This window comes from Streptomyces sp. SGAir0957, assembly GCF_043523415.1.
This window is the reverse complement of record NZ_CP027293.1, coordinates 2,102,329-2,127,376: the sequence shown is the minus strand read 5'-3', so window position 1 is coordinate 2,127,376 and position 25,048 is coordinate 2,102,329. Positions and strand designations below refer to the sequence as shown.

Here is a 25,048-nt window from a genome sequence, read left to right as displayed (position 1 = left end):
CGCCCGCGCGCGGGTGCCGTCTCACGACCGGGTGGCGGTCCCGCACTCGTCGTCCTCGCGCCCGCGCATCTGCTCCTCCATCGTGGCGCCGCGGTCGTACGGGTCGACCGCCGGGCCGTCCGTCCGCCGGCCGGGGCCGAAAGCGGGCGTGAAGTATCCGGTGTAGGCGCGGTCGCAGCCGGCGTTGGTGGTGTCCAGGGTGTTCTTCACGACGGAGAACGTGCCCGGCACCGTGATGATCTTCTTCGGGTCGTCCCAGCTCACCACATTCTCGCGGCGCACGATGACCCGCACCACCTGGCCGTCGCCGCCGTCCGCGCGCACCACCGGGTACACGTACGTGACGTCGGCGGTCACCTCCAGCGCGCCCATGTCGTCCTCCTCGTAGAACAGCCGGCCGCGCACCTTCACGACGTCCCCGACGAGCCGCGCCTTCGCGGTGTCGAACCGGCTGAACAGTGTCAGCGGGTTGTTCCTCTCGCTCGGCGCGGACAGGGAGGCGTTCACCCGGGCCAGCACCTTCGGCTGCTCCGGGTTGATGTACGCGATGGCCGTCTCAGGCCGCTCACCGCGCAGCACCGCCGGGTCGAGGCTCGACGCGACGAGGAACGCCTTGGTCTTCGCCAGCGCCTCCGCGACCTGCTTCCGGTTCATCCATCCGGTGGCGCTCGCCTCGGGCACCTCGATCCCGGCGGCCCCGTCGGCCCAGTGCACGGCGGGCGAACCCTTGAACGGCTCGGCCGTCGTGGCCTCCGACTGCCCGCCCCGGTCGTCGTCCGCGCCACCGTCGCCGGGCCAGTCCGGGATCAGCCCCGGGTTGAGCGCGACGAACACCGCCGCGAGGGCGACCAGCAGCCCGACCACGTAGCGCAGCCGCTTGCGCGGCCGGGGCGGGGTGTGGGTCCGCCATCCCTCCGGCGGCCGGTCCTGCTCCTGGAGCCGCCGCGTCACCATGCGGGCGCGCGCCGACGGCTCCTTCGGCGCGTCGGGCACCCCCTCCTCGGACTCGCGCAGGAAGCGCTGCCACTCCTCGTCCGACACGGACGCACTCTCTTGATCCCCACCCGATTGCACGCTGCGCTCCCACCCGCTCTGCACGACATCGACCGGCGGCCGGTCCCTTGTGGTTCCTCCCCGGGGCCGGTCGCCGCGCAGCATGATCGCACAGGTGTTCTTGGCCGCGGGGCCGGGCGGGACGGAACGCCGTACGCCGTGGTGCGCTTTGATCAGGGAGAGGCCGCCATGCGGAGCGGCGCGGCGGCAGAGCACGGAAAGGCGGCCATCACGTGGACGAGGACGGCCCCGACAGGGCACCGGCCCCGCAGGACGGGCCCGAGCAGCAGACCCTGTTCGGCTGGCAGGAACTCGCCCCGGAGCGGCCCGAGCCCGCGCAGGGTTCCTTCCGCGACAGCCCGCGGGCGCGCCGGATGCTCGACGTGCGTGAGGTCTACGCCGAACCCGCCGCCCTCGCCTCACCGCGCGGGCAGCAGATCATGGGCCGGCTGCGCCCCGATGTGACGGTGACCGAGGTCGACAGCCACTGGCGCATCCCCGCCCTGCACGGCAACGACGGCAACATCGACCGATGGGTCCGGATCAAGACCGAGACGCTCGTCCTCGGCGTCAAACACAAGCTGACCACCCGGGTCAACGGCCGCTCCGCCGACTGGATCGCCCCCGGGCCCTCCAACGGCTGCGCGATGTCCTGCGCCTACTGCTACGTCCCGCGCCGCAAGGGGTTCGCCAACCCCATCACTCTCTTCACCAACATCGAGGCGCTGATCGCCCACGTACGGCGCCACGTCCGCGCCCAGGGCCCCAAACCGGAGCCCAACCAGTGCGACCCGGCGGCCTGGGTCTACGACATCGGCGAGAACGGTGACTGCTCCGTCGACGCGCTGGTCAGCGACAACACCGCCGACCTGATCGCCGCGTTCCGCACCATGCCGACCGCGAAGGCGTCCTTCGCGACCAAGTTCGTCAACCCCGACCTGCTCGCCCTCGACCCGCGGGGCCGCACCCGCGTCCGCTTCTCCGTCATGCCGCCGGACGACGCCCGCCTCCTCGACATCCGCACCACCCCCGTCCCCGAACGCATCGCCGCCGCCCCCGACTTCCTCGACGCGGGCTACGAGGTCCACTTCAACCTCTCACCCGTCGTCCTGCGCCCCGGCTGGCGACAGGCCTGGGCCGACCTCCTCACCCACCTCGACGACGTGCTGCCCGCCCGCGTCAAGGAGCAGGCGGCGGCCGAGATCATCATGCTCACGCACAACGAGCCGCTCCACGAGGTCAACCTCGGCTGGCACCCCCGCGCCGAGGACCTCCTGTGGCAACCGGACATCCAGGAGACCAAACGCTCCCAGAACAACGCGCTCAACGTCCGCTACGCCCTGGACGTCAAACGCGAGGCGCTGGCGCGGCTGCGGGAACTGGTGGGGGAGCGGGCGCCCTGGCTGCGGATCAGGTACGCCTTCTGAACCGGGCGGCCCGACCCCGCTCCGAACTGCTGTCTCAGCGCACTTCTGGCCATTCTCGCGAGTACGTCAAATGGCGTGGACCGGCCCTCTCCCGATGCCTTTCACTGGATCCACGTCAGCACCACCTTGCGGGGAGCACGGGGGAGGTCCGCACATGTCTGGGGAAGCCACGCATCACTGGATCATCGCGCTGGACATCGAGAACTTCAGTCCGCGCCGCGACCCGGTCCAGCGCCGGATCCGGGCCGCGATGTACCGCGTTCTCGACGGCGCGACGGAGCGTGCCGGGCTCGCGGCGACGGACATCGTGTCCGAGGACCGCGGCGATGGAGTGCTCATGCTCATCCGGTCCTCCGTCTCACCCGTGGTGATCGCCGGACCGTTCGTGCGCGAGCTGGACGAGGAACTCAGGGAATACGCGCAGCAAGCCAGTGCGGAGCACGCGATCAGGCTGCGGCTGACGCTCCATCAGGGCCTGGTGGCACGGGACGAGCACGGTTGGTCGGGTGACGCGGTCAACACCACCTGCCGCATCGTCGACGCGCAGCCACTGCGTGACGTGCTCGCCTCCGCTCCGTCGGCCCGGATGGTGTTCGCCGTGTCGGACGAGGTCCATCGCGCGGTGATCAGGCACGGCCACCGGGGGATCGACCCCGCGGCCTACCTGCCGTTCGACTTCGACACCAAGCACGGGGAGACGATCAGCACCTGGGTCACCGTGCCCGGCTACTCCGCCCCTCCGGGGCTGCCGGGCCCCGCCGCGGAGCAGCCCCACCAGCGCGGGCCGGCGCCTGCCCCGGAGCAGCGTGGCACCGTCGCCGGACAGCCTTCGGTCGTGCAGCGTGCGGGGACCGTGCAGGGTGATCAGGTCGCCGGATCCAAGAACGTCACCGTGCACACCACGGGGAAGGTGCGGCTGTGACGCCCGCCGCGCCGGGAGGAGCCCCGGCCGCCGGTGATCCGGGGGGGAGCGGACCGGCGGCCGGATCGGGGGGGCCCGGGGCGGGCGGTGCGTCCACACCGTCCGCCCCGGGCGCCGGCCACGAGCCGCACGACGGCTCGCCGCCGGCTCAGCCGAGTGGCGCGGGAGGCGAGGGCGCGACGGAGGCGCCGGCGCCCCCGCAGTCCGGGCCGGGCGCGGAGTCCTTCGAGGCGACCGGTCAGCTGGGGCAAGGGTCCCAGCGCCGTGGACTGCTGCAGAACGCCGTCGCCAACGTCGAGGGCGACATGGTCGGCGGCGACAAGTACGTGGTGGTGCTCGGCGGGCAGCGACGCAAGCTGCGGGTGCTGTCGCCGTTGATCGCCGAGCGGATCCGGTTCGCCTACTGCCCGCCCGCCGATCTGCCCGACGTCCGCGACGCGCTCAGCAGGCAGCGGCTGCTGATCCTGCGCTCGGCGGCCGGATACGGCAAGTCCGCGATGGCCGTACGGCTGCTCCTCGGCGCGTGCGACGGCGCGGTGTACCACCTGGACAGCGGGGTCGACTTCGCGTCCCTGGCCGAGCAGTTGGAGAACGACAGCGGTGTCATCGAGCCCGGGGCCGGGTTCCTCCTCGAGCGGCCCGAGGACATCGGGAACCTCGGCCGGGAGACGTACGAGAAGGTGCAGGGCGCGCTCTCCCAGGCGGGCGCCTGGATGGTCGTCACGGTGGCGTCCGGTGAACTGGCCGACGGAGAACTGCTGTCCGGAGTACGCGACCTGTCGGACGCTCCGCAACCGCTGGAGGTCGTACGCGCGCATCTGCGCTGGCGACTGGGGGAACGCGACGCCGACCGGCTGCTGGCCCGCGAGGACGTGTGCGACGTGATCGCCGAGCTGGTGGGCGGCCTCCCCGCCGGCCGACAGGCGGGAGACCTCGCCACCGCGATGGCCGAGCAGTACGACCTGCTCGGCAGCGTCGACGTCAACCGGCTGCGCGAACACCGGGCCCGCCTGGAGGCGGAGGACTTCGAGATCTGGGCCGAGAGTCTGCCCGACGCCGGAGCACGCAGCTTCGCCCTCGCACTCGCGGTGCTCAACGGACTGCCGCAGGAGGACGTGGCCCAGGCCGCCCGTTCACTGCGCGAACGGCTGGAGGACGACGGACCCTACCTCCGCGCGCCCGGTCCCGACGGACGCCCGGTCCGGTCCAAGGATCTGTTCGAAACGCCCCGCAGGCGGCGGCTGCAGCACCTGCGCGCCCAGGAGCGGGACAAGGGGAACGGCGAACCGGGCAGCATCCTGGAGTACAAGGACCCCGGGTACGCACGCCGTGTGATCCTGCACGCCTGGACGCAGTACGAGATACAGGGAGAACTCCTCGACTGGCTGGGCGAACTCGTGGTGCACCCGGCGGAACAGGTGCGTGTCTACGCGGCGGCCTCCGGGCTCGGCGTGCTGGCCGCGGAGGCCTACTCCCACATCGAGCGGCGGATCCTGCGGCCCTGGGCGCGCAGCGACAGCGCGCCGCGCCGCACCGCTGTCGCCTACGCGCTCTCCGTGGCCTGCCAGAACCCCTGGGTGCGCGAGCAGGCGACCGCGCTGGTGGGCGGCTGGTACGCCGATGAGCGGCCGCAGGTCCGGGCCGCCGCCGCGCGGGTGCACGGCCTCGGCGCGGTCACGGAACGCCCTGTGGAGGAGCTCGCGCGGCTGTTCGTGGTGGACAGTGTGACGGTCGCGGTGGCCGTCGGCTGTGCCCTGGCCGATCTGGTCGCCGGCGACCCCGACACGGCCGGTTCCGTGCTGCCCATGCTGAGGGACAGGACCGGCGAGCACCGCTCGGGCCGGGCGGCGGTGCTGGCCTTCCTGATCGTCGCCGCGCAGGTGGTCGTGGAGACGAAGGACATCGAGCCGGGCGCCACGGTGCCCGAGTGGCCGACGCTGCTGTACCTGGCGCACCGACGCCCCGAACTCAGGTCGTCCTTCGTCTGGTTGTGGCGTGCCGCGCTGAACGAGTCCTTCTTCCACGACGAGGCGGAACAGGTCGTCGGCGGCTGGGCGAAGCTGGCCGAACGGGACCCGGAACTCCGCGAGATGCTGCGGCTCCTTGTGGGCGCCATCGCCCACGGGGACCAGCGTTCGGGCCGCATCCTGCGCGCGTGCGCCGAGGACTGGGTGCGCCCGGACCGGCTCGTGGGACTACCTCTGACGGCGGCCGTCGTGCGGGCGCAGCTCGAACTGGAAGGAGCGTGACGATGACCGTCTCCCTGATCCTCAACGACCAGGTGATCTCCCGCAGCCGGGTGGGCGAACTGCCCGGCCTGCCCCCCTCCGTGGCGATCGTCTACCCGGTGGAGGGCGGCCCCTTCGAGGTCGAGACCGTCCGCACCTTCGGACAGCGCTGGTTCGGCAAGAACCGGCCCTGCTTCGTCGTCGACCTCAGCGATCACCGACGCCAGGCATCCGTCAGCAAGACCCCGCTGACGTGCAAGGACGGCGGCCATCGCTTCCAGGCCACCCTCGACATCGGCTTCAGGGTGCACGACCCGGTGGCGGTGGTGAGCCGGAACGTCCGGGACGCCCTGACGGTCGTCTACGGCTACCTCACCGACCGTATCCGGCTGCAGGCCGCGCGGTTCGAGATCTCCCAGGCCATGGCGGCACAGCTCGCCGTCAACCAGGAGCTGGACCGCGAGATCCCGCTCCCCGAGGGCATCACCATCTATTACTGCAAGGTCCAGATGGAGCCCGACGAGGCCGCGGCACGGTACATCCAGACACTGGAGGAGTCGCGGCGCCGGGCCAGACTCGGCGCGCACAGCCACGAGGCCAGACGTGCGGAGACCTACTCCGACGAGGACATCGAGGACATCAGGGCAGCAGGGCGCAGACGCCGGCAGGCGGAGGAGCGGGCCGTCCTGGAAAGCACGCGGCTCGACTTCGACAACCTGATCCGCGAGCACCTGGTCCGCCACCCCGAGGAGACCGTGCACGCCCTCGACCTGCTGGCGCGGGTCCGCGAGACCGAGGCCGCCCAGCACGAGATCCGCGACAAGCGCCACGCCGAGATGGTCAAGTACCTCATCGATCAGGGCGTCGTACGCGAGGTCGACCTGCCGGGCCTGCGTCAGGGCGTCCTCGGCCCGAGCACACCCGGCGCCGGAGTCGCGGGGGTCCTCGAGCGGCCCGACGCCGGCCGGCCGGTCTCCTTCACCTCCGGCGCGGCACCCGACGGCCCGGACTACTCCGCGTCCGCGCCCGCGGCGGTGCAGGGGGCGCCCGTGCGATGGGGCGGCAGCACACCCGCGCCCGCCGCCGCGCCGCCGAGCGGACTGATCCCGGTGTACATCGTCCTGGACACCTCGCAAGCCGCCGCCGGCTGCGTCACCGACCTGGGCAACGCGCTGCGTTCGGTCCAGTCGCTGCTGGCCAACAGCCCCGACGTGGCCGCCGCCGTACGGCTCTCGGTGATCACCTACGCCGACGGCGCCGACGTGGTGCTGCCGCTGACCGAGGTCTCCTGGCGCACCGGCGTCCCGGGACTGAACACCTCACCGGGCTGCCGCTACCGGCCGGTGCTGCGGCGGCTGCTCGACCTCGTGCCGCTCGAGACGGAACGGCTGAAGGAGCAGGTGCCCCGGGTGCTGCGGCCCGTCGTGTTCTTCCTGGCCGTCGGCCAGGCCGAGGACGAGGCCGAATGGCCGGCGGCGCACGCCGAGCTGCTGGCGCACAAGTACTTCCCGCACCTCGTGGTGTGCGGCCTCGGGGCGGACCAGGCCCGGACGGTGCAGCGCCTCGCCTCCCGGCCCGAGCTGGGCGTCGTCGCCGTCGAGGGCGCGGATCTCGCCCAGTCGGCGGTGCAGTTCTCGGTCCTGCTGCAGCAGACGCTGCTGCATCTCGGCCGGAGCGCGCTCGCGGGCGGCATGGAGCTGAGACTCGACTGCCCGCAGGGCCTCCGGCCCGTCACGCGGGAGCAGTAGTGCGGTTGAACAGCGGAAGAGGGGGATTGTGATGGCCGAGACGCTCGGACAGTTGCTGCCGGTGTACGTCCTCGCCGACGAGTCGTACTCCATGACGAGCTACGTCGGTGACCTCAACGAAGGCATGAAGTCGTTGCATGTCGCGCTTCTGGGCGAGCCGATGGCCGCCGCCAAGGTGCGTTTCTCCGTGCTTGGCTTCTCCAACAGCGTCGTGGAGCACCTGGTGCTGGCCGACCTGAGGGGCGAGAACGAATTGCCGCGGCTGTCCGCGGGCGGTGGCACGAACTACGACGCGGCGTTCGGCGCGCTGCTCACGCGCATCCCGCAGGACGTGCAGACGCTCAAGTCCCAGGGGTACAAGGTGCTGCGGCCCGCGGTCTTCTTCCTCAGCGACGGCCAGCCGACCTGCGGTGAGGAGTGGCGCGAGACGCACCGCAGGCTCACCGACCGCACGGTGACCGGCGCCGCGCCCAACGTCATCGCGTTCGGGATCGGCGGGGCGGAGGCCCGGACGATCCTGGCCGTGGCGACCCAGGAGAAGTTCGCGTTCATCTCGATCCCGGGCGCCCAGCTCGGTGAAGCGATCGCCAAGTTCTTCACCGCGCTCACCAAGAGCGTGGTCGAGTCGGCCAACGCCCTGGCCGTCGGGCAGCAGGCCGAGCTGGCGGTGGAGAAGCCGGAGGGCTTCCGGCTCGCGATCGACGAGGTCTGATGGGGGACAGCGCAGTGCCCTTCTGGCGGAACAGGAACCGGGCAGACGAGCAGCCGGCCGAGCCCGCGTCACCGGATGCCGACACGGCGGATGCCGCCGGCCGGCCGCCCCGTGACCCGCGCCAGGCCCTGACCCGGCCCACGCCCGCGCCGGACGAGGGCGGCACGGCACCCCCCTCCTCGCGCCTCCCCGAGCCCACGGTGCCCGAGTACCGGGTCGAGCCCTACGTCGTACCGGAATACGCCGGCCCGGACCTGGAGCCACCGGCCTCCACCGGACCCGTCCGGCAAGCGCCCGCTCGGCGCGTCGATCCGCCGCGGTACACCCCAACACCGCGGCACGCGCTGCCCGACGGGGCCACCGGGGTCCCGGCGCGGCACGGCTCGACGCCGCGGCACGCCGCGCCGGTCCCGCCGGAGCCCGGGACCAGTCGGTCCGCGCCGGACCGCGAGCGCGGCACCAGCCGCTTCGGGCGGGTCGTCCTGGGGACGCCCGCCGCGCACGTGGAGCCCAAGCCGCCGCCCGGCGACCCCTACCGGCCGGACACCATCTGCGACGGATGGTCGAGCCCCGAGCTGACCGTGCGGCTGGCCTCCGTACGGGGGGACCAGCACCGTTTCGACGGGCGCCCGCGCCAGGACGACGTGGTCGTCGCCTGGCACGAGCCGTCGGCCACGGTTGTCTTCGCGGTGGCCGACGGGGTGTCGGCGGCCCCGCAGTCGCATGTGGGTGCCGCGCTGGTCTGCCGCACGGCCGTCAACGACCTGCTGGTACAGCTGGACGAGGACAAGCCGGGTCCCGACTGGACCCGGGTGTTGCAGGCGGCCAGATACCAGCTGCTCATGCGCGTGGCCCGCGGCCGGGAACCGGACCAGGGTGATCTGGAGGAGGCGAGCCGGACCCTGGCGACGACGCTGGTGGCGGGGACGGTCGCCTTGGCGCGGGACGGCGCGATGCACGTCACGCTGGTGCACGCCGGGGACTCCGCCGCGTGGTGCCTGCAGCAGGGCGCGTTCAACGCGCTGCTGAGAGGCAAGGACACCGGCTCGGGCGAGATCACCAGCAATGCGGTGGCCGCGTTGCCGCGTCTCTCGACGGGCTGCCGTCCGCTGTCGTACGACCTTCCGTCCGACGGCGTCCTGCTGGTCGGCACCGACGGCTTCGGAGATCCGCTCGGCGACGGCACCGGCGTGGTGGGCGAGTTGTTCACGGAGCTGACGTCCTCTCCACCCGAACCGCGGGCACTGGCTCACATGCTGGACTTCTCCCGCGAGACCTTCGACGACGACCGCACGCTGCTCGCCGTCTGGCCGCGCCACAGGCTCTCCGCGGAGACCCCGTGACCGGGTCGGGGGCGACGCGGATCGCCCTTTCGGACCTGGTGCTCGGCGCGGAGCTGGGAGGTGGTGGACAGGGCAAGGTCCGGGCGGTCGAGAAGCGGCTGATCAACCATGCCTGGCCGGTGGTGTACAAGGAGTACCGGCCGGAGGCGCTGAGCCAACTGCGTGTCGACGCGCTCGAGCGGATGGTGGCCTTCCTGCCGGACAAGCCGCCCTCGGTCGGGCAGTGGCTGGCCGCGCACACGGCCTGGCCGGCGGCGCTGGTGACCGAGGGCCCCCAGGTCCGCGGTTTTCTGATGCGGCAGATCCCGGACGAGTACTTCATCACCATGCCGTCGGGCGAACGGAAGACGGCGGGGTTCGAGTTCCTGCTCAACTCGTTGACCTATGTGAACAAGATGGTGGGAAACCTCTCCCCCCGCCAGGTCCTCGGTCTGCTGCTCGCCTTCGCGGACACCCTGGAGCGGCTGCACGGCCTCGGGGTGGTGGCCGGTGACCTCTCCCCGAAGAACCTGCTGTTCTCCCTGTCCGGGCCGCGACCCGGCTGCTTCCTCATCGACTGCGACGCCATGGGGATCGGCGGGGACTGGGTGCTCAAGCCCGTGCAGACCCCCGGCTGGCAACTGCCCGACGGCGAGGCGCCGGAGACCTTCGAGGGCGACCGCTACAAGTTCGCGCTGCTCGCGGTGCGGCTCTTCCTGCACGAGCAGCACGGGACGGACCTCACGGAGCTGCGGCGGACGGACGAAGCCCTGGCCGACCTGGCCGAGCGCGGTCTGAGCCGGAACCCCGCCGACCGGCCCGCCCTCAGCGACTGGCTCGACCCGCTGCGCCGTGCCTTCGACAGCGCGCCCCTGACCTGGCCGAGCATGGCGCAGACCGGGACGCCGACGACGACCGTGCCCCATGCGGGCGGGTCGATGCCGCGGACCGGCGGAACGACCGCCGGCGGCACCCGCCCCGGAGGGCCCCGCCCCGCGGGCTCGCGCACGCCCCGCACTTCCGCCGTTCCGCGAAGCACGGCGCCCGCCGCGCCCCGTGGCGCGGCCGGGGGCACCTCCTCGCCGGGCCGGGCGGGGGCCGTCCTGGGCTGGATCGTGCTGGGGATCCTCGCGCTGGTCGTCTGGCAGGTGGCGGTGCACAGGGACACCGGCAGCAGTGGTGCGATCGGCAGTGGCGCGAGCAGCAGCGGTGCGACCAGCGGTGGCGCGGCCGACGGTGGCGCGACGGGCCCGCCCCGGACCGAGTCCGCCCCGGCCGACACCCGCGAGAAGCAGGCGGCGGCGTTGCACACGCTTCTGGAGCGCAATACCGACCGGCGAAGCGGGGTCTCCGACGCCGTGCAGTCGTTGCTGAGGTGCAGCAGCCTTCAGGAGGACCGGCGGGTCTTCGAGGACGCGGCCGACGCGCGAGCCGGGCTGGTCCGGGCGGTCGACGAGCTCTCCCTCGACCAGTTGTCCGGCGACCTGGCGACGTCCCTGCGCAGGGCCTGGCGGAGCTCGGAGGAGGCGGACCGGGCCTATGTCCGGGTGGTCGACGACGTGTCGGGCAACTGCTCGGCGTCCGCCGTGACCGGGACGAGCGCATGGCAGGACGCGGCCTCGGCGAGCGCCGACGCCACAGCGGCGAAGCAGGCCTTCGTCGCCGCCTGGAACCCCCTCGCGCGGGAGTTCGCCCTGTCCACGCGCGCGTGGACCGATCTGTGAACCGCCACCGTCGCCGTCATCTGTCGGCCGGCCCGCCCTCCCGCGCCCGCTTCAACGCGTCGGCGTTGTGGAGGGTCACATGGGTGCGTCCGGTCGTCACCCACCCCTTGGCCCGCCACTGCTCCAGGACCCGGCTGACGGTCCTGCGGGAGCCGAGCACCAGTCCGGCGAAGTCGTCCTGGGACAGCGGCAGGCCGATCTCCAGGTCCCCCGAGGCGGTGCGCCGGCCATGGTCGGCGGCGAGGTCGAGCAGCAGGCCGGCCAGGCGCGCGGCGAGCGGGTCGGCGCCGGCGGAGGTGCGCTGCCGGTCGGCGTCCCGCAGACGCGCGGAGAGCATCTGATGGACGGCGCCGGTGATGACGGGGTGGTCGCGGGCCGCCGCCCGGAACGATTCAGCGGGCAGCACCAGGGCCTGGACCGCTGTCAGGGCGGTGAGCGTCGCCGATCTCGGGCCACCGTCCAGTCCTGCCTGCTCGCCGAGCAGGTCGCCGGGGCCACGCAGGGCCAGTACCGCCTGGTAGCCGGCGGCGGCGAGCGTGGTGACCTTCACACAGCCGCGGCCCAGGACGAGGAGATGGTCGCTGAACTCGTACTGCCGCAGCAGGTGTTCCCGAGGACCGAACTCGCTCACCCGGCCCGCCTCGCGCAGCGCCCGCCGGGCCGATGGGTCCAGCAATGCCCAGAACGGAGTCCGGTCGGGCCCTTGTCCGAGCGGGCCGCTCCCTCGGAAATCCGCTGTCATCTCCATCCTTCACCTCACCCCACCGTCAGCCGGTGAGGCCCGCGACCGCTATCAGCGCACAACCGGCCACCGCTGTGCACAAGGACTGCCGGACGAGGCGCTGCTTGATCCATACGATGCGGCTCATGTCCACCAGCTGCCGGCTCAGCGCGGGCAGCGGAGGATGCCGGAGGAGGCGGTCGGCGAGCTCGTCCGGACGGCAGTGCCTCAAGTGCCCGTAGAAGATGTAGTCGTCGGCATGGACCGAGCGTACGCGCCCCGCACGGTGGTGACGGGGCAGAACCACAAGGACCGAAAGGACGGCTGAAAGGGAGAGCAGCGCGAGGCCGGTCCACAGGACCGTGACCGGCAGGGTCCCCGACACGTCGCCGAGCCGGTGGCCGGAGCCGGACAGCGCGGCCGCGCCGGCGAGCGCGGCGGACTCCATCGCGAGGGCGAAGGACGCCTTGGCGTCGACGGTGCGGGTCCACTCGGTGAGAACGGAGTGCACTTGCCAGGCGGTCTTGGTCGCTTCCTCGCGGGTCACCGGCTCACCGTCGGACACGGAGCGCACCCTCCTCATGGTCGGTGGATGTGTGCGCCGGGCCGACGCAGGGGGACGTTACCCGCCCCTCCGCGTCCCAACCTCCGGCACAGGCCAACTCACCTGCAAGCGGAGGGAGATGGGAAGCAATCAGTCCGCGCGGCCCGTCGCCGCCACCGTCACCCCGAGGCCGATCAGCGCGAAGCCACCCGTCCCGCCGATCAGCGACAGGCGCCGGTCCGAGCGGGCGAACCAGGAGCGTGCCGCCGATGCCGTCAGGCCCCACAGGGTGTCGGTGACCAGGCCGATGCAGATGGGCACGAGGCCCAGGAGCAGCATCTGCGCGGGCAGCCGGCCCGCGTCGTGGTTCACGAACTGCGGCAGCACCGCCGCGAAGAACACGATGCCCTTCGGGTTGGTGACGCCGACCAGGACCCCGTCCAGAACGGTGCGCAGGTCACCGCGGGCCGGACCGGCCGGCGCGCTGATGTCCGCCGCCTTCATGGCGTGCCGGTGCCGGAACGCCTGTACGCCGAGGTGGACGAGGTACGCGGCGCCCGCGAGCTTCACCGCCAGGAACAGTCCCGCCGAACGCTCCACCAGGGCGCCGATACCGAGGGCCACCGCCACCACCAGCAGGTACGAGCCCGCCAGATTGCCGAGCGCCGTCGCGATCGCCGTCCGCCTGCCGTGCGCGAGCGCCCGCCCGATCACGAACATCACGCTCGGCCCCGGAATTACGATCACCAGCAACGACATCGCCACGAACGCCAGAAACCGGTCCGTCGACACCATCCGCCTCACCACCCCGCCCTGTAGAAGACCTAGTAGTAGACCCAGAAGACCCAGAAGACCGACCCAGGCCGACCCAGACCGACCCAGTCCATTGAAGCCCCACCCACTGACAACGGGACCCGGCAGCGATCCGGGCGTCGGCGTCACGGCAACAGCCCCGCCCGCCGCGCCGCCACCACCGCCTCACCCCGCGTGTGTGCGCCCAGCTTCCGCATGGCCGCCCGGAGGTAGCCCTTGACGGTTTCGGGGCGGAGCCCGAGCCGGTCGGCCGCCGCCGCGTTCGTCGCGCCCGCGGCCACGCACACGAGGACGTCCACCTCGCGCGGCGCGAGCACCGGCACCGCCACCTCTCGTGGCGGCGGCGTCGAGGCCGATGCCAGCCGGCCGCACACGGACAGCAGTTCGGCCCGCAATGCCGGGTCGACGATCCTCGGGGCGAGCGCGCGCAGCGCCCCGTGCGCCTCGCGGACCTCCTCCCAGGCCCCAGCGCCCCCGGCGACCGGCGCGCTCGCCGCCTCGAGGAGGGCCCGCGCCTCGTCCCGTACGACCAGCGCCTGTTCCACGTCGCGGGCCGCCATCACGGCCGCGTTCAGCGCCCGGTCGCCGAGCGGCTGGGCCGAGCGCAGGGCCCCGTAGAGCACACCGCGCACCCGGCGCCGTACGACGACGGGGACCGCGAGGACCGAGCGGAGGCCCTCGGCCTCGACGGCGGCGTCGTATTCGTGGCTGATGTGGCGCGAACCCTGGTAGTCGGTGACCGCGCAGGCCCTGGCGAGGGTGAGCGCCTTGCCGCCCAGGCCGTTGCCCGCCGACACGGCGAGGCCGCGCAGCGCGTGCGTCGCCGTGCCGCTCAGCTCGGCGATCCGGACCTGGCCCGCGCTCGGGGTCAGCCCGCCGAACGCGACGGGAAGGCCCGTGCCCCGGCGCAGCCGGACCAGCGCCGCGCGCACCTCGACCGCCTCCGCGGCTTCCGCTGTCACCTTCGCTCCTCGCCGTGGACCGGACACCCCCGTTCGGGGGTGGTGAGACCCGCGTCACGCCGTACACGATGGCAGACACGGTCGCGCCGGACCAGGACAGTGCAAGGAGCCGCAAGGAGCGCATATGACGACGTCGCAGAGTTCCACGGAACAATTCCGCACCGCACGTGACTTCCTGCTGCGGCACTCCCACGACTACGGGGCGGCCTACGAGGGCTTCGCCTGGCCGCGCCCGGACCGGTTCAACTGGGCGCTCGACTGGTTCGACGTCATCGCCGACGGCAACGACAGGACGGCCCTGCACATCGTCGAGGAGGACGGCGACGACGCCCGCTTCTCGTTCGACACGCTGCGCCGCCGCTCCGACCAGGTCGCCAACTGGCTGCGTGCCCAGGGGGTGCGGCCCGGCGACCGTGTCCTGCTGATGCTCGGCAACCAGGTCGAGCTGTGGGAGGTGATGCTGGCCGTGATGAAGCTGCGCGCCGTCGTCATCCCCGCGACGCCGCTGCTCGGCCCCGCCGACCTCACCGACCGCGTGGAGCGCGGCCGCGCCCGGCACGTCGTCGTCCGCCCCGAGGATGTCGCCAAGTTCGCCGAGGTCCCGGGCGAGTACACCCGGATCGTCGTCGGCGGCGAGGCCCCGGTGGACGGATGGCTCGCGTACGAGGACGCCGCCGACGCCCCCGACACGTTCGAGCCCGACGGGGTCACCCTCGCCGACGATCCGCTGCTCCTGTACTTCACGTCGGGCACGACGGCCCGCCCCAAGCTCGTCGAGCACACCCACGTCTCGTACCCGGTGGGCCATCTGGCGACGATGTTCTGGATCGGTCTGCGCCCCGGCGACGTGCACCTGAACATCTCCTCGCCCGGCTGGGCCAAGCACGCCTGGTCGAACTTCTTCGCGCCGTGGAACGCGGAGGCGACCGTCTTCCTCTACAACTACACGCGCTTCGACGCGGGCCGGCTGATGGCCGCGATGGACCGCGCGGGCGTCACCTCGTTCTGCGCGCCGCCCACCGTGTGGCGCATGCTCATCCAGGCGGACCTCACCCAGCTGGTGACCCCGCCCCGCGAGGTCGTCGCCGCGGGGGAGCCGCTCAACCCCGAGGTCATCGAGCAGGTCAAGCGGGCCTGGGGCATCACCATCCGCGACGGTTTCGGGCAGACCGAGACGGCCGTGCAGGTCTCCAACAGCCCGGGACAGCCGCTGAAGCCGGGCTCCATGGGGCGGCCCAGCCCCGGCTTCAAGGTCGAGCTCCTCGACCCCGTCACCGGCGCACCCGGCGCCGAGGAGGGCGAGATCAGCCTCGACCTGGCCGCGCATCCGGTCGGCCTGATGGTCGGCTACCACGGCGACCCGGAGCGCACGGCGGAGGCGATGGCGGGCGGCTACTACCGCACCGGCGACATCGGCTCCCGCGACGCCGAGGGCTACCTCACTTATGTCGGCCGGTCCGACGATGTCTTCAAGGCCAGCGATTACAAGATCAGCCCCTTCGAGCTGGAGAGCGCCCTCCTCGAACACGAGGCCGTCGCCGAGGCCGCCGTCGTGCCCGCGCCCGACGATCTCCGTCTCTCCGTCCCGAAGGCGTACGTCGTCCTCGCCGAGGGCTACGAACCCGGCCCCGACACCGCCAAGCTGCTCTTCGAGCACTCCCGCGCCGTCCTCGCCCCGTACAAGCGGCTGCGCCGCATCGAGTTCGCCGAGCTGCCCAAGACCGTGTCCGGCAAGATCCGCCGCATCGAGCTGCGCGAACGCACCGCGCAGGGTTCGGCGGGCGAGTACCGCGAGGAGGACTTCCGGTGACGCATGACCTGTCGTACGCGCACGGCACCGGCACCACACCCCTCCTCGGCGACACCATCCCCCGCAACCTGCGCCGCGCCGTCGAGGCCTGGCCGGACCGGGAGGCGCTCGTCGACGTGCCGAGCGGACGGCGCTGGACCTACGCCCAGTTCGACGCGGCCGTCGCCGAGCTGGCGCGCGGGCTGCTCGGCCGGGGTGTCGCCAAGGGCGACCGCGTCGGCATCTGGGCGGTCAACTGCCCCGAGTGGGTCCTCGTCCAGTACGCGACCGCCCGCATCGGCGCGATCATGGTCAACATCAACCCGGCCTACCGGGCGCACGAGCTGGCCTACGTCCTGAAACAGTCCGGCATCTCGGTGCTGATCTCCTCCACGGGCCACAAGGGCACCGACTACCGCGCCCTCGTCCGGCAGGTCGCGCACGAGTGCCCGGAGCTGCGCGAGAAGGTCTTCATCGGCGAGGACAGCTGGGACGCGCTGATCGCGGCAGGAACTACTGTGCCGGACGAGCGGCTACGCGCGCGTGAGGCCGAGTTGTCCTGCGACGACCCCATCAACATCCAGTACACGTCCGGCACCACCGGGTTCCCCAAGGGCGCCACGCTCTCCCACCACAACATCCTCAACAACGGCTACTGGGTGGGCGAGACGGTCGGCTACACGGAACAGGACCGGGTCTGCCTGCCCGTGCCCTTCTACCACTGCTTCGGCATGGTCATGGGCAATCTCGGCGCCACCTCGCACGGCGCCTGCATCGTCATCCCCGCCCCGTCCTTCGAACCGGCCGCGACCCTGCGCGCCGTGCAGCAGGAGCGGTGCACCTCCCTGTACGGCGTCCCGACGATGTTCATCGCCGAGCTGAACCTGCCCGACTTCGCCTCCTACGACCTCTCCACCCTGCGCACCGGCATCATGGCGGGCTCCCCGTGCCCCGCCGAGGTGATGAAGCGGGTCGTCGCCGAGATGCACATGGCCGAGGTCTCCATCTGCTACGGCATGACGGAGACGTCCCCGGTCTCCCTCCAGACCCGCCGCGACGACGACCTGGAGCGCCGCACCGGCACCGTCGGCCGCGTCCTGCCGCACATCGAGGTCAAGGTGATCGACCCGGTCACCGGCGTCACCCTGCCGCGCGGCGAACCCGGCGAACTCTGCACCCGCGGCTACAGCGTCATGCTCGGCTACTGGAACGACCCCGAACGCACCGCCGAGGCCGTCGACGCAGGCCGCTGGATGCACACCGGCGACCTCGCGGTCCTGCGCGAGGACGGCTACGCGCAGATCGTCGGCCGCATCAAGGACATGATCATCCGCGGCGGCGAGAACATCTACCCGCGCGAGATCGAGGAGTTCCTGTACGGTCATCCGCGCATCGCCGACGTCCAGGTGGTCGGCGTCCCGCACGAGAAGTACGGGGAAGAGGTCCTGGCCTGCGTCATCCTGCGGGACCCGGAGGCCGGCGAGTTCACCCTCGACGCACTGCGCGCCTTCTGCCGCGACCGGCTCGCCCACTACAAGGTGCCGACGCGGCTGCGCGTCCTCGACGCGTTCCCGATGACGGTGAGCGGAAAGGTCCGGAAGATCGAACTGCGGGAGGGGTACGGGGAGTAGCGGCCCGCCGGACGGATCTCACAGCTCGCGGCGCATGCACACGCGGGGCCACCGGTCCAGGCCGTGCTCCGCCTCCGCCGCGCGGATCGCCCGCAGACCCGGCGTGAGGTCGGCGGGCGCGAGGGGGCGGAACCCGAGGCGCTCGTAGTACGGGGCGTTCCACGGCACCTCGGTGAAAGTGGTCAGCGTGAGGCCCGACAGGCGCAGGCCGCGCGCGTGGTCGGCGGCGTGCTCGATCAGCGCCCGGCCGACGCCCCGCCGGGCCGCGGCCGGGTCCACGGTGACCTGCTCGATGTGGAAGGCGCCGTCGACCGGTTCGCCGACGAGGTAGGCGACCACCGTGCCGTCCTCCGCCGCGGCGACCCAGGCGTGCCCGGCGGTCCGGTAGCGCTCCAGTTCCGCGAGGGTGGGCGGCTCGTCGTCGGCGATCGCGGCCATGCCGAGCGGGCGGAAGGCGGTGCCCGCGGCGACCTCGATGTCCTGGAGCCGGGGCAGGTCGGCCGGGACGGCGTTGCGGAGGGTCATGGGGCCATTGTCCGCGGGGGCGCGGCTCAGGCGCCGGACGCGATCAGTTCGTCCGCCGGGCTGTTCACCGGCTGCGGCATCCCGGCGAGGTCGAGGACGAAGAGCGGCACGTTCAGCTCGTCGGCGCGGGCGCGGGCCTCGTCCGCGTAGCCCGCGAGGGAGAAGAAGACGGAGGTCGCCGACTCCGTCATGGACTGCAGCCACAGGCACTCCACGTCGCGCACCGTCGCGGGCCGCACCGACGGCTCGACCTGGGCGACGACGCCGCGCGCCGCGAGCCCGATGCCGGACGCGGGGCGCTGGTCGGCGCGGCGCACGTCCCGGTAGCCGAGCCAGCGCAGATAGAGCGCGGCGGCGGTCACCGCGTCGCGTGCGGTGCGGATGGCGACGGGTTCGAACGCGGGCCGCGGCGCGGGCGCCGTCCGCGGCAGCGGTATGTGGGAGGGCGCGGGCGCCTGGTCGCTCTGGACGGGGACGCGCAGGACGGTGCCGCAGTCACAGCCCAGTTCGGGCCGTGGCCAGCGGTCGCGCCGGCCGCACACCGGGCAGCGCAGGGTGACCCAGTCGTCGGCCCAGGTCCGCTCGCTGACCGGTTCGGCGTCGGCGCCGCGCAGCAGGGGCGGGGCGACGGGGGCGCCGCACGCGCAGGGCAGCACCGCGGGGGTGTAGAGGTGCTCGCGCAGACAGGCCGGACACCGTACGCGCACTGGCCCGGCCATGGCACACCCCCTCGGTCCCGCCGATTCCGGTTCGACGTGAGTCTCATCATCCACCTTGACGGCCTCCGAAACCCCCCTCTACATTGCTTCCATATAGCAGAATCAAGTTTCCACCATACGGAAATGTATGGGGGAAGCGCAGAGAACCAGCTACGGACAATCGAAGCCAGAGCTCGCCGCGGGGCGCGACGGGAGCTCAGCCACAGCCAAACTCGGGAGCACTCATGGCTCGAATGACCGCCGCCCGCGCGGCCGTTGAGATCCTCAAGCGCGAGGGTGTAAGCAACGCGTTCGGCGTGCCCGGTGCCGCCATCAACCCCTTCTACAAGGAGCTGAAGGCGAGCGGGGGCATCGACCACACGCTCGCCCGCCACGTCGAGGGCGCCTCGCACATGGCCGAGGGCTACACCCGCGCCAACCCCGGCAACATCGGGGTCTGCATCGGTACCTCGGGCCCGGCGGGCACCGACATGATCACCGGCCTGTACTCCGCCATCGGCGACTCCATCCCGATCCTGTGCATCACCGGGCAGGCCCCGAGCCACCTGCTGCACAAGGAGGACTTCCAGGCCGTCGACATCGCCTCCATCGCCAAGCCGGTGGCGAAGATGGCCGTCACCGTCCTGGAGGCCGCGCAGGTGCCCGGCGTCTTCCAGCAGGCGTTCCACCTGATGCGCTCGGGCCGGCCCGGCCCCGTCCTCATCGACCTGCCCATCGACGTCCAGCAGACGGAGATCGAGTTCGACCCGGAGACGTACGAGCCGCTGCCGGTCTACAAGCCCGCCGCGACCCGCGCCCAGATCGAGAAGGCGATCGGCTTCCTCCTGGAGTCCGAGCGTCCGCTGATCGTCGCGGGCGGCGGCATCATCAACGCGGACGCGAGCGACCTGCTCGTCGAGTTCGCCGAGATCACCAACACCCCGGTCGTGCCCACGCTGATGGGCTGGGGCACCATCCCCGACGACCACGAGCTGAACGCGGGCATGGTCGGCCAGCAGACCGGCCACCGCTATGGCAACGCCACGTTCCTGGAGTCCGACTTCGTCCTCGGCCTCGGCAACCGCTGGGCCAACCGGCACACCGGCTACAAGCTCGACGTCTACACGCGGGGCCGCAAGTTCGTCCACGTCGACATCGAGCCGACCCAGATCGGCAAGATCTTCGCCCCGGACTACGGGATCACGTCGGACGCCAAGGCGGCGCTGGAGCTGTTCGTCGAGGTCGCGCGCGAACTCAAGGCCGCGGGCAAGCTCCCCGACCGCTCGGCATGGGTCGCCTCGCACCTGAAGCGCAAGGAGACCCTCCAGCGCCGTACGCACTTCGACGACATCCCCATGAAGCCGCAGCGCGTCTACGAGGAGATGAACAAGGCGTTCGGCAAGGACACGCGCTACGTCACCACGATCGGCCTCTCGCAGATCGCCGGCGCGCAGATGCTCCACGTCTACAAGCCGCGGCACTGGATCAACTGCGGCCAGGCCGGACCGCTCGGCTGGACCATCCCGGCCGCGCTCGGCGCCGCCAAGGCCGACCCGGGCACGCAGGTCGTCGCCCTCTCCGGGGACTACGACTTCCAGTTCATGATCGAGGAGCTGGCGGTGGGTGCGCAGCACCGCATCCCGTACGTCCACGTCCTCGTCAACAACGCCTACCTGGGCCTGATTCGCCAGGCCCAGATCGGCCTGGACATCAACTTCCAGGTCAACCTGGAATTCGAGAACCAGAACAGCCCGGAGCTCGGTGTCTACGGCGTCGACCACGTCAAGGTCGCCGAAGGTCTTGGCTGCAAGGCGATTCGCGTCACCGACCCGAACGAGCTGGGCGAGGCCCTGGAGCGGGCCAAGAAGCTTGCCCAGGACCACCAGGTGCCCGTCGTCGTCGAGGCGATCCTGGAGCGCATCACGAACATCTCGATGAGCCCCACGGCCGACATCAGCGCGGTCAAGGAGTTCGAGGAGCTGGCCACGGAGCCCGGCCACGCTCCGACGGCCATCCGTCCCCTGAAGGTCTGACCCCGAACGGGGCGTCCGCGGGGCGGGCCCGCACCGGTACTCACCGGTGCGGGCCCGCCCCTTTTCGTTGTGCGGCCGGTTGTTCGGGTGCGGGTGTCGTCGTGGCTGGTCGCGCAGTTCCCCGCGCCCCTGAGATGCGCACTGCGTGCGCCATCCAGGACGCGGCGCCCCGGGGAGGCGCAGCCTCCAGGGGCGCGGGGAACGGCGCGACCAGCCACGGCGCACTGGCACTCGCGACGGGATGAGACGTCCCCACCGCCGGATGGCGCGCAAGGCACGGCGAAGCCCCGGGTACGGGGATCCGTACCCGGGGCTTTGACGTGATGGCCGTCCGACGGTGCGCGACTGGCGAGACATGCATGCGCGCCGCCGGACGGAGACTGGGTTCCCCCGGAGGGCATTGGCTGGGACCGCGGCGGCGCCGTCTCCTACGACAGTCCCCCGGACGGCTCTCCCTCAGGTCGAGAGAGTCGCCGGGAAACCTTCACCACCGCACTGGCTCGTACGAGTACGGACCGCCGCGGTCCTCGTCCTCCCGCACCCACGTGCACGACCACCCCTCATCCGGGTCGTGCGGCAGGTGCGGGTCTGTGCGTACAGGGCTGACCTCCCGTCAGGCCCCGTACGCGGTCCGGGGGCTGGGCGCGGGGACTAGTCCTCGCGCAGCGCGCGCACCGCTTCCTCGACGCGCTTGCCGTAGTCCTGGTCGGCGGCGTGGAAGTGGGCGACGGCCCGCTCCACGATGTCGTCGCGGGAGACCTGGGAGAGGCCGCCGGCGATGTTGGCGACCAGGCGCTGCTTCTCGTCCTCGGACATGAGGCGGAACAGCTCGCCGGCCTGGAAGAAGTCGTCGTCCTTGGTGTGGGCCGGGGCCTCGTGCGTGCCCGTGTGGCCGTTGACGGCGAGGGGCGCGGCGAGCGGGCGGCCGGTCTCGACGGGGCCGTCGAAGGAGTTCGGCTCGTAGTTCTTGCGGGAGCGGGCGTAGGCGTTGGCGGCCATGAGGCCGTCGCGGCCGTAGTTGTCGGCGGTGGTCGCCTTCGGCGCGTTGACCGCGAGCTGGGTGTGGTTGACGCCCAGGCGGTAGCGGTGCGCGTCCGCGTAGGCGAACAGGCGGCCCTGGAGCATCTTGTCGGGGGAGGGGCCGATACCCGGAACGAAGTTGTTCGGGGAGAACGCGGCCTGCTCGACCTCGGCGAAGACGTTGTCCGGGTTGCGGTCGAGGACCATGCGGCCCACGCGCTGGAGCGGGTAGTCCGCGTGCGGCCACACCTTGGTGAGGTCGAACGGGTTGAAGCGGTACTCCGCCGCCTCGGCCGCCGGCATGATCTGCACGTAGAGCGTCCAGGACGGGTTCACGCCGCGCTCGATGGCCTGCAGCAGGTCCGTCTGGTGGGAGTTGGGGTCCTTGCCCGCCAGCTCCTGCGCCTGCTCGGTGGAGAGGCAGCGGATGCCCTGGTTGGTCTTGAAGTGGTACTTCACGAAGAAGGCTTCGCCCGCCTCGTTGGTCCACTGGTAGGTGTGCGAGCCGAAGCCGTTCATGTGCCGGTACGAGGCCGGGATGCCGCGGTCGCCCATCAGCCAGGTCACCTGGTGGGTGGCCTCGGGGGAGTGGGACCAGAAGTCCCAGACGTTCTCAGGCTCCTGCTTGCCCGTGAACGGGTCGCGCTTCTGGGAGTGGATGAAGTCGGGGAACTTCAGCGGGTCCTTGATGAAGAACACCGGGGTGTTGTTGCCGACGAGGTCGTAGTTGCCCTCTTCGGTGTAGAACTTCACGGCGAAGCCGCGCGGGTCACGGACGGCGTCCGCGCCACCGAGGTTGTCCGCCACGGTCGAGAAGCGCGTGAACAGCTCGGTGCGCTTGCCGACGGTGTTCAGGAAGTCCGCGCTGGTGTAGCCGGTGACGTCGTCCGTCACCTCGAAGTAGCCGTACGCGCCGGAGCCGCGGGCGTGCACGACACGCTCCGGGATGCGCTCACGGTTGAAGCGGGCGAGCTTCTCCAGGAGGTGCTGGTCCTGGAGGAGGATCGGGCCGCCGACGCCTGCGGTGGCGGAGTTCTGGTTGTCGGCGACTGGGGCGCCGGACTCGGTCGTGAGCACACGCTTCGGCATTATTCGAGGCGACCTTCCGTGCAGTGGCTGCTGACGATGCCGGGGAGCGTAGGCACCCCTGACCTGCTGCGTCAACAGTTTGTTGAAGTTATGGGCAGACGTGGGTCAGTCGGATGAGGCAAAAAGAGAGGGTTCCGGGCCGCGGCGGCGCCTGGGCGCGACAGGACAGGTGTCAGCGCCGCCACGGCCCGGAAGTCTGGGTTCCGGCGGGGAAGTCGCGCGTTCTCCGGACGGGAGTCACGGGTTCCCCGGACGGGAGTTACGCGACCTGGTCGCCCGAGAGACGCTCGACCGAGCGCAGCAGCGCCGAGTGGTCGAGGCCGCCGTCGCCCTGGGCGCGCAGCGAGGCGACGAGCTGGGCGACGACGGCGCCGACGGGCAGGGCCGCGCCCACGTTGCGGGCGGCGTCGGTGACGATGCCCATGTCCTTGTGGTGCAGGTCGATGCGGAAGCCGGGCTTGAAGTCGCGGTTCAGGAAGTTGTCCTTCTTCCGCGTCAGGACGGTCGAGCCGGCCAGGCCGCCGTTGAGGACGTCGAGCGCGGCCTTCAGGTCCACGCCGGACTTCTCCAGGAAGACCACGGCCTCGGCGCACGCCTGGATGTTGACGGCGACGATGAGCTGGTTGGCGGCCTTCACGGTCTGGCCCGAGCCGTGCGGACCGCACAGCACGATGGTCTTGCCGAGCGCCTCCAGGAGCGGCTTGGCCTCGTCGAAGTCGGCCTGCTCACCGCCGACCATGATCGAGAGCACGGCCTCGATGGCGCCCGCCTCGCCGCCGGAGACCGGGGCGTCCAGGACGCGGATGCCCTTCTCCTTGCCGGCCTTGGCCAGGTCCACCGAGGTCTGCGGGGTGATCGACGACATGTCGACGATCAGCGCGCCCGACCTGGCGTTCTCCAGGATGCCCTCGGCGCCGTAGGCGATCGCCTCGACCTGCGGGGAGGCGGGGACCATGGTGACGATCACGTCGGCGTCCTTGACCGCCTCGGCGATCGACTTCACGGCCGTGCCGCCGGCCGCGGCGAGGCGGTCCAGCTTCTCCTGCTCCAGGGTGAAGCCCGTGACGTCGTAACCGGCCTTGATCAGGTTCTCGGCCATGGGGGAGCCCATGATGCCGAGGCCGATCCAGGCGACCTTGGGAAGGGTGTTGTTGCTCATGAGGGTGACTCCAAAAGCTGGGATGAAGGCGAGGGGCGGCGCTGCGCCGCCGGGTCGGTTCAGGCGCGCGCGGCGCGGGCCTCGTGCGGCAGCCAGCCGAAGGACTCGGCGCTCGGCGCGTCACCGGGCTTGTACTCCAGGCCCACGTAGCCCTCGTACCCGGCCTTCTTGAGCTGGTCGAGCAGCTCCTCGAGCGGCAGGGTGCCGGTGCCGGGGGCGCCGCGGCCCGGGTTGTCCGCGATCTGCACGTGCGCCGTCTTGTCGGTGTAGGCGCTGATGACCTGCTGGAGGTCCTCGCCGTTCATGGACAGGTGGTAGAGGTCCATGAGGAACTTGGCATTGCCGAGGCCGGTCACCTCGTTGACCTTGTCCACGATCTCGATGGCCTGGGGGGCGCTGACGATCGGGCAGGCGGGCGACTCGGGCTTGTTGAGCGCCTCGATGAGGAGCACGGCGCCGACGCGGTCGGCGGCGCGGGCCGCGAGGACGAGGTTCTCCAGGGCGAGTTCGTCCTGGACGGCCGGGTCGACGCCGTCCACGCGGTTGCCGTACAGCGCGTTGAGCGCCTTGCAGCCGAGGGAGGCGGCGAAGTCGGCGGCGACGTCGATGTTCGCGCGGAACTTCTCGCTCTCCTCGCCGGGGATCGACAGGGCGCCCCGGTCCGGGCCCGGCAGCTGTCCCGCGTAGAAGTTCAGGCCGGTCAGCTGGGTGCCCGCGTCCTTGAGCGCGTCCCGCAGGGCGTCGAGCTCGGACTGTTCGGGGACGGGGGCGTCGACCCAGGGCCACCACAGCTCGACCGCGGTGAAGCCCGCCGCGGCGGCGGCCGCGGGGCGCTCCAGGAGCGGGAGTTCCGTGAAGAGGATCGACAGGTTGACGTTGAAGCGCTGGTCTGCGAATCCCATCGGGGGTCGGCGCTCCCTTCAGGTTC

The 25,048-nt window shown here is 71.7% G+C and carries 20 protein-coding genes; 10 read left to right on the top strand and 10 right to left on the bottom strand.

What is annotated here, in order from left to right:
* Positions 1–21: 21 nt before the first annotated feature.
* On the bottom strand, positions 22–1,074 hold the full coding sequence (locus C1N81_RS14525) for a hypothetical protein (protein WP_394429232.1): 1,053 nt from the start codon (positions 1,072–1,074) through the stop codon (positions 22–24).
* 212 nt (positions 1,075–1,286) lie between these two features.
* Between C1N81_RS14525 and C1N81_RS14520 the strand changes: the two genes are divergently transcribed.
* The 7 genes from C1N81_RS14520 (at position 1,287) to C1N81_RS14490 (ending at position 11,136) form a co-directional block, all read left to right on the top strand.
* A complete protein-coding gene (locus C1N81_RS14520; RefSeq protein WP_394429231.1) occupies positions 1,287–2,480 on the top strand; it encodes a spore photoproduct lyase family protein in 1,194 nt (397 codons plus the stop codon).
* Between the two features lie 154 nt (positions 2,481–2,634).
* On the top strand, positions 2,635–3,402 hold the full coding sequence (locus C1N81_RS14515) for a nucleotidyl cyclase domain-containing protein (protein WP_394429230.1): 768 nt from the start codon (positions 2,635–2,637) through the stop codon (positions 3,400–3,402).
* On the top strand, positions 3,399–5,651 hold the full coding sequence (locus tag C1N81_RS14510) for a hypothetical protein (RefSeq protein ID WP_394429229.1): 2,253 nt from the start codon (positions 3,399–3,401) through the stop codon (positions 5,649–5,651). The genes C1N81_RS14515 and C1N81_RS14510 overlap by 4 nt, the downstream gene beginning before the upstream one ends.
* Positions 5,652–5,653: 2 nt before the next feature.
* A complete protein-coding gene (locus C1N81_RS14505) occupies positions 5,654–7,378 on the top strand; it encodes a vWA domain-containing protein (protein ID WP_394429228.1) in 1,725 nt (574 codons plus the stop codon).
* A gap of 31 nt (positions 7,379–7,409) precedes the next feature.
* Positions 7,410–8,090, top strand: a complete 681-nt coding sequence (locus C1N81_RS14500; RefSeq protein ID WP_394429227.1) for a vWA domain-containing protein — start codon at positions 7,410–7,412, stop codon at positions 8,088–8,090.
* A complete protein-coding gene (locus C1N81_RS14495; protein ID WP_394429226.1) occupies positions 8,090–9,433 on the top strand; it encodes a protein phosphatase 2C domain-containing protein in 1,344 nt (447 codons plus the stop codon). The genes C1N81_RS14500 and C1N81_RS14495 overlap by 1 nt, the downstream gene beginning before the upstream one ends.
* A complete protein-coding gene (locus C1N81_RS14490) occupies positions 9,430–11,136 on the top strand; it encodes a hypothetical protein (RefSeq protein WP_394429225.1) in 1,707 nt (568 codons plus the stop codon). Before C1N81_RS14495 ends, C1N81_RS14490 begins: the two co-directional genes overlap by 4 nt.
* 16 nt (positions 11,137–11,152) lie before the next feature.
* Here the strand turns inward: C1N81_RS14490 and C1N81_RS14485 are convergent, their stop codons facing one another.
* The 4 genes from C1N81_RS14485 to C1N81_RS14470 all read right to left on the bottom strand — a co-directional run bounded on the left by C1N81_RS14485 (position 11,153) and on the right by C1N81_RS14470 (position 14,176).
* On the bottom strand, positions 11,153–11,812 hold the full coding sequence (locus tag C1N81_RS14485) for a Crp/Fnr family transcriptional regulator (RefSeq protein ID WP_394429224.1): 660 nt from the start codon (positions 11,810–11,812) through the stop codon (positions 11,153–11,155).
* 91 nt (positions 11,813–11,903) lie between these two features.
* Positions 11,904–12,422, bottom strand: coding sequence for a Pycsar system effector family protein (locus C1N81_RS14480; RefSeq protein WP_394429223.1), 519 nt, complete (start codon positions 12,420–12,422; stop codon positions 11,904–11,906).
* A 129-nt stretch (positions 12,423–12,551) separates the two neighbouring features.
* A complete protein-coding gene (locus C1N81_RS14475; protein ID WP_394429222.1) occupies positions 12,552–13,196 on the bottom strand; it encodes a LysE family translocator in 645 nt (214 codons plus the stop codon).
* 143 nt (positions 13,197–13,339) lie between these two features.
* Positions 13,340–14,176 carry a response regulator transcription factor gene (locus tag C1N81_RS14470; RefSeq protein ID WP_394429221.1) on the bottom strand — a complete coding sequence of 279 codons (837 nt, stop codon included), beginning with the start codon at positions 14,174–14,176 and terminating at the stop codon, positions 13,340–13,342.
* A 124-nt stretch (positions 14,177–14,300) separates the two neighbouring features.
* Between C1N81_RS14470 and C1N81_RS14465 the strand changes: the two genes are divergently transcribed.
* Together C1N81_RS14465 and C1N81_RS14460 are read left to right on the top strand one after the other, a co-directional pair.
* Positions 14,301–15,986: an AMP-binding protein gene (locus C1N81_RS14465; protein ID WP_394429220.1), complete on the top strand. Its 1,686-nt coding sequence runs from the start codon at positions 14,301–14,303 to the stop codon at positions 15,984–15,986.
* The gene (locus C1N81_RS14460) at positions 15,983–17,596 is read left to right on the top strand and encodes an AMP-binding protein (protein WP_394429219.1); all 1,614 of its coding nucleotides are present in this window, start codon (positions 15,983–15,985) and stop codon (positions 17,594–17,596) included. The genes C1N81_RS14465 and C1N81_RS14460 overlap by 4 nt, the downstream gene beginning before the upstream one ends.
* Before the next feature lie 18 nt (positions 17,597–17,614).
* Here the strand turns inward: C1N81_RS14460 and C1N81_RS14455 are convergent, their stop codons facing one another.
* Together C1N81_RS14455 and C1N81_RS14450 are read right to left on the bottom strand one after the other, a co-directional pair.
* Positions 17,615–18,121 (bottom strand): GNAT family N-acetyltransferase, encoded by a 507-nt coding sequence (locus C1N81_RS14455; RefSeq protein WP_394429218.1) that lies wholly within the window; start codon positions 18,119–18,121, stop codon positions 17,615–17,617.
* A gap of 26 nt (positions 18,122–18,147) precedes the next feature.
* Entirely contained in the window at positions 18,148–18,840 is a 693-nt protein-coding gene (locus C1N81_RS14450; RefSeq protein WP_394429217.1) for a hypothetical protein, read from the bottom strand.
* Between the two features lie 224 nt (positions 18,841–19,064).
* On the opposite strand from C1N81_RS14450, the gene gcl reads away from it, so the two are divergent.
* The gene (gene gcl / locus C1N81_RS14445; protein WP_394429216.1) at positions 19,065–20,852 is read left to right on the top strand and encodes a glyoxylate carboligase; all 1,788 of its coding nucleotides are present in this window, start codon (positions 19,065–19,067) and stop codon (positions 20,850–20,852) included.
* 651 nt (positions 20,853–21,503) lie between these two features.
* Here gcl and C1N81_RS14440 read toward each other — a convergent pair.
* The 3 genes from C1N81_RS14440 to C1N81_RS14430 all read right to left on the bottom strand — a co-directional run bounded on the left by C1N81_RS14440 (position 21,504) and on the right by C1N81_RS14430 (position 25,022).
* Positions 21,504–22,961: a catalase gene (locus C1N81_RS14440; protein WP_394429215.1), complete on the bottom strand. Its 1,458-nt coding sequence runs from the start codon at positions 22,959–22,961 to the stop codon at positions 21,504–21,506.
* 259 nt (positions 22,962–23,220) lie between these two features.
* Positions 23,221–24,120: a 2-hydroxy-3-oxopropionate reductase gene (locus C1N81_RS14435; protein WP_394429214.1), complete on the bottom strand. Its 900-nt coding sequence runs from the start codon at positions 24,118–24,120 to the stop codon at positions 23,221–23,223.
* 59 nt (positions 24,121–24,179) lie between these two features.
* On the bottom strand, positions 24,180–25,022 hold the full coding sequence (locus tag C1N81_RS14430) for a TIM barrel protein (RefSeq protein WP_394429213.1): 843 nt from the start codon (positions 25,020–25,022) through the stop codon (positions 24,180–24,182).
* Positions 25,023–25,048: the final 26 nt, after the last annotated feature.